The organism is Ornithinibacter sp. (genome assembly GCF_035443565.1).
In the GTDB taxonomy this organism is placed as follows: domain Bacteria; phylum Actinomycetota; class Actinomycetes; order Actinomycetales; family Dermatophilaceae; genus Fodinibacter.
Genome location: NZ_DAORSO010000165.1, coordinates 1 through 4319, shown reverse-complemented (window position 1 = coordinate 4319; position 4319 = coordinate 1). Strand labels below are relative to the sequence as shown.

5 protein-coding genes are annotated in these 4319 nt (G+C 70.3%); 1 reads left to right on the top strand and 4 read right to left on the bottom strand.

The window, feature by feature from the left end; genetic code table 11:
- From PLL68_RS12580 to PLL68_RS12565, 4 genes are all read right to left on the bottom strand, one after another.
- Positions 1-527 (bottom strand): ATP-dependent Clp protease proteolytic subunit (locus PLL68_RS12580; RefSeq protein WP_324534586.1); only part of this gene is annotated, 527 nt, incomplete at its 3' end.
- 28 nt (positions 528-555) lie between these two features.
- Positions 556-1179 (bottom strand): ATP-dependent Clp protease proteolytic subunit, encoded by a 624-nt coding sequence (locus PLL68_RS12575; RefSeq protein WP_159904215.1) that lies wholly within the window; start codon positions 1177-1179, stop codon positions 556-558.
- Between the two features lie 238 nt (positions 1180-1417).
- Entirely contained in the window at positions 1418-1810 is a 393-nt protein-coding gene (locus PLL68_RS12570) for an SHOCT domain-containing protein (RefSeq protein WP_324534583.1), read from the bottom strand.
- Positions 1811-1976: 166 nt separating this feature from the next.
- On the bottom strand, positions 1977-3209 hold the full coding sequence (locus PLL68_RS12565; protein WP_324534588.1) for an MFS transporter: 1233 nt from the start codon (positions 3207-3209) through the stop codon (positions 1977-1979).
- A gap of 156 nt (positions 3210-3365) precedes the next feature.
- Here PLL68_RS12565 and PLL68_RS12560 point away from each other — a divergent pair.
- A partial coding sequence (locus PLL68_RS12560; RefSeq protein ID WP_324534581.1) for a LacI family DNA-binding transcriptional regulator occupies positions 3366-4319 on the top strand: 954 nt, incomplete at its 3' end.

Here is a 4319-nt window from a genome sequence, read left to right as displayed (position 1 = left end):
CCCGAGTGGGAGGCGATGGTGTCCTCGAGCCAGCCGCGCATGCGGATGATCTCGTTGGCGTGGATCTCCAGGTCGGAGGCCATACCGCCGGTGCCCTCGATCGCGGGCTGGTGGATGAGCACCCGGGCGTTGGGCAGGGCGAACCGCTTGCCCTTCGCGCCGGCGCCGAGCAGCACGGCAGCAGCCGAGGCCGCCTGCCCGATGACGAAGGTCTGCACGTCGGGGCGGATGTACTGCATGGTGTCGTAGATCGCGGTCATCGCCGTGAACGAGCCACCGGGGCTGTTGATGTACATGAGGATGTCGCGGTCCGGGTCCTGGGACTCGAGCACGATGAGCTGGGCGATGACGTCGTCAGCGGAGGCGTCGTCGACCTGCACCCCGAGGAAGATGATGCGGTCCTCGAAGAGCTTGGTGTAGGGGTCGAGCCGCTTCATGCCGTAGGAGGTGCGCTCCTCGAACTGGGGCAGGATGTAGCGGCTGGAGGGGCCGGGCACGTGGAGGCGGCCGGTCAGGTCTGCGTTCATGTCTGTTCCTCGTCTGGTCTCGGCCGGCTCAGGCGGTCACGGGGTTGTCAGACCCGGGGCCAGCCATCGTGGCCTTGGTGATGACCTGGTCGACGAAGCCGTACTCCTTGGCCTGCTCGGCGGTGAACCACCGGTCGCGGTCGGAGTCCATCTCGATCTGCTCGACGCTCTGCCCGGTGTGCTGGGCGATGAGCTCGGCCATCTGCTTCTTGATGTGCAGCAGCTGCTCGGCCTGGATCTTGATGTCCGAGGCCGTACCGCCGATGCCGCCACTGGGCTGGTGCATCATGACGCGGGCGTGCGGGGTGGCGTAGCGCTTGCCCGGCGCGCCGGCGGAGAGCAGGAACTGCCCCATCGAGGCGGCCATGCCCATCGCGACCGTCGCGACGTCGTTGGGGATCCACTGCATGACGTCGAAGATCGCCATGCCGGCGGTGACGGACCCGCCCGGGGAGTTGATGTAGAGCCAGATGTCCTTCTTGGGGTCCTCGGCGGCGAGCAGGAGCATCTGGGCGCAGATCGCGTTCGCGTTGTCGTCGCGCACGTCGGACCCGAGGAAGATGATCCGCTCCTTGAGGAGACGGTTGTAGATGTGGTCGTCCAGCCCGGCCTGGGGGCCAGGGCCTGCGGCGACGATCTCGGTGCTGGTCACGCTGGAGTCGCTCCTCGTCAGATCGGGGTGCTGCTGTGTCAGTGACCCTAACGCCGGACCTCGGCACGGCACTCCCCGGTCCGGGCTGTGTTCGCCGTGAGCACAACGCCGCCGCGGACCACTCAGGCTTTGCCACAGCACCTCCCCGACGTTTCGTGCGAGGAGCCCGGCACCACGCCGCTGACGCGGTGTGGTGCCGGGCTCCGAACAGGAAGAGTCGCGCCCCCCGGGGGTGAGCTCAGGCGAGGGCCTTGGCCTTGAGGGCCTCGAACTCGCTCTGGCTGATGACACCGGAGTCGAGCAGCGACTTGGCGCTGGCGATCTGGTCGGCCGGCGAGCTCTTCGCGGCGACCTGCTGGATGTACGCCTCCTGCTGCGCCTGCGCGGCCGAGATGGCCGCCACCTGGCGCTCACCCATGCTCTTGCCGCGGGCGATGAGGTAGATCAGGGCGCCGATCCAGGGCAGGAAGACCAGGACGATCGCCCAGCCGGCCTTGCCCCAGCCGCTCAGGGTCTTGTCGCTGAACATGTCGAAGACGCAGCGGAACCAGATCATGACCGCGGAGATCCAGATGAAGATCCAGAAGCTCCAGAGGAGGATCTCCCAGAAGCTGGTGATGTTGGTGTCCATGGACGGAAATGCCTTTCGCAGAGTGAGGGGTGTGCTCTCGCGAGCCACAACCGGGTCGCGGGACCCGGCGGGCCAGTGTTTCATTGTTGATTGGAAACCACGTCACGACATCCCCCGAACCGGGTGAGAGTCGGTATCCTCACCCACTCCCGAGCGCGAGGACCCCTCAGGCCGAGGCTGCGGGCGCCCGGTCCCCGGTCCCTCCAGCGGGCTCGCGCACCGCGGGCACGACCGACAGCGCGAGGATCGCGAGGGCACCGACGACGAGCAGCGAGCGCAGCACACCGACGCTGTCCCCGAGCAGGCCCAGCAACGGCGGGCCGGCGATGAAGGCGACGTAGCCGATGGTCGCGACGACCGACATCCGGGCCGCTGCCCGAGTGGCGTCGTCGGCCGAGGCGCTCATCCCGACGGGGAAGCCGAGGGCCGCGCCGACACCCCAGACGGCCGCACCGATGAAGGCCAGCCAGGCGCTGCCGAAGATCACCATGGCGGCACCGAGGGCCGCCAGGGCGAAGCTCACGCGCAGCACCGGCACCCGACCGTGGCGGTCGAGCAGGCGGGTGCCGACGAGGCGCCCGATGGTCATCGCCGTGAGGAACGTCGCGAACGCCAGCACCCCGGCCCAGGCCGGCAGGTCGTGCCCCTCGACGAAGGCGACGGCGAGCCAGTCGTTCGCGGTGCCCTCGGTGAACGCCGCCGCGAAGACGACGACCCCGATGAGCAGGGTGCGCGGCTCGAGCCACGCCGAGCCGTGGCGCTCACGGGCTGCCTTGGCCTCCGCGTGGTGCTCGGCGGTGTGCGGCAGGAACTTCGGGAGCGCCCACCACGACAGGAGCACGGTGACCGCGGCGGCACCGATGAAGTGGATCGTCAGCGGCACACCTGCCCACGACATCCCCGCACCGATGAGTGCCGACCCCACGGTTCCGCCGCTGAAGGCCGCGTGGAAGTGCGGCATGACGGCAGTACCGAGACCACGCTCGACGTCGGCCCCCTCGAGGTTCATCGACACGTCCCAGACGCCGACGCCCAGCCCGACGAGGAACAGCCCCGCCGCGAGCGCCAGCCGCGAGCCCCCGGCATCCACGACCGCGCCGACGACGAGCAGCCCGGAGAGGGCGACGGCCGTGCCGAGTGCGACGGCCCGGGTCGCCCCGATCCGCTGCGAGATCCGACCAGCCAGCGGCAGTCCCGTCACCGACCCCACGCTCGCGGCGAACAGGGTCATGCCGAGCTCGCCCGCGCTCAGCCCGAGCGCCTCCTTGGTGTCAGCGATGCGCGAGGCCCACGAGGCGAAGACCAGACCGGCCAGGGCGAAGATCACGAAGACGGCGTTGCGTGCCGTCATGACGCGGGACCGGTCGAGGGGCTGCGTGGTGGGGGCGGCGTCAGGCATGGCGGACAACGGGCTTTCCTTCGATTCTCTGGTGGTGAAGTGTGGCGCACGGCACGTGAGGTGCGCAGGTGGCTGGTGGGCCGACCACGGGTGCGATCGCACCCTGAAGGCGGGATCGAATCGATTCGATCGAATCGATTCGATATTGTGTCTCCCATGGCCCCCACTCGTCAAACGCGATCCACGCCGCGCCGCCCGACGCTGCGTGACGTCGCGCGCCGCGCCGGGGTGTCGACGTCGACGGCATCCCTGGTGTTCAGCGGGAAGGGGCCGGTCGCGGAGGCGACCGCCCAGCGGGTGCGCGCCGCGGCATCCGACCTGTCGTATGCCGGGCCAGACCCCTTGGCGTCGTCGTTGCGCCAGGGCCGGGTGGGCACCGTCGCCGTCGTCGTCGAGGGGCCGCTGCGGTACGCCTTCCACGACCCCTTCGCCCTGGCGATCCTCGACGGCCTCGCGGAGGAACTCGATGCGGCCGGCCGCTCGATGCTGCTCATCGCCCAGCCGCTCGACGACCCCGAACGGGCCGTGGCCCAGCTCGCGACCCAGGCCGTCGACGCGGCGGTCTTCCCGCTGTGCGGCCACCGCGACAACCCCGTCGTCGACCACCTGCTGGCTCGTGGCGTTCCTTTGATCGGCAGCGGAGCCCCGGTCCACCCCCAGGTCGCGCACGTCCTCACCGACGAGTTCGCCGCGATGCGCCTCACGACCCAGCACGTGCTCGACCTCGGGCACGAACGGGTCGCGCACCTGAGCATGATGCTGCGGGCCCACTCCCCCACCGGCGTGGTCACCGACGCCGAGGTCGCCACCGCCACCTACCCGGATGCCGTGGGTCGACTCGCCGGGTTCCGCTCGCTCGCGGGCCCCTCGGCTCCCGTGGTGCAGGCCTGCGAGCTCACCGTGGAGGCGGGCGAGGCGGCTGCCCGCCTCCTGCTCGACGTCCCCGCGGAGCAGCGCCCGACGGCGATCGTCACCCAGGCCGACCTGCTGGCAGCGGGTGTCGTGCGCGCCGCGGAGTCGATGGGTCTGCGGGTCCCCGAGGACCTCACGGTCACCGGCTTCGACGGCGTCGACCTGCCGTGGCTGGGGCACGTGCTCACCACGGTTGAC

Coding starts and splice junctions, on each gene's coding strand:
- PLL68_RS12570 (WP_324534583.1), bottom strand. CDS start 1,810: ATGGACACCAACATCACCAGCTTCTGGGAGATCCTCCTCTGGAGCTTC.
- PLL68_RS12565 (WP_324534588.1), bottom strand. CDS start 3,209: ATGCCTGACGCCGCCCCCACCACGCAGCCCCTCGACCGGTCCCGCGTC.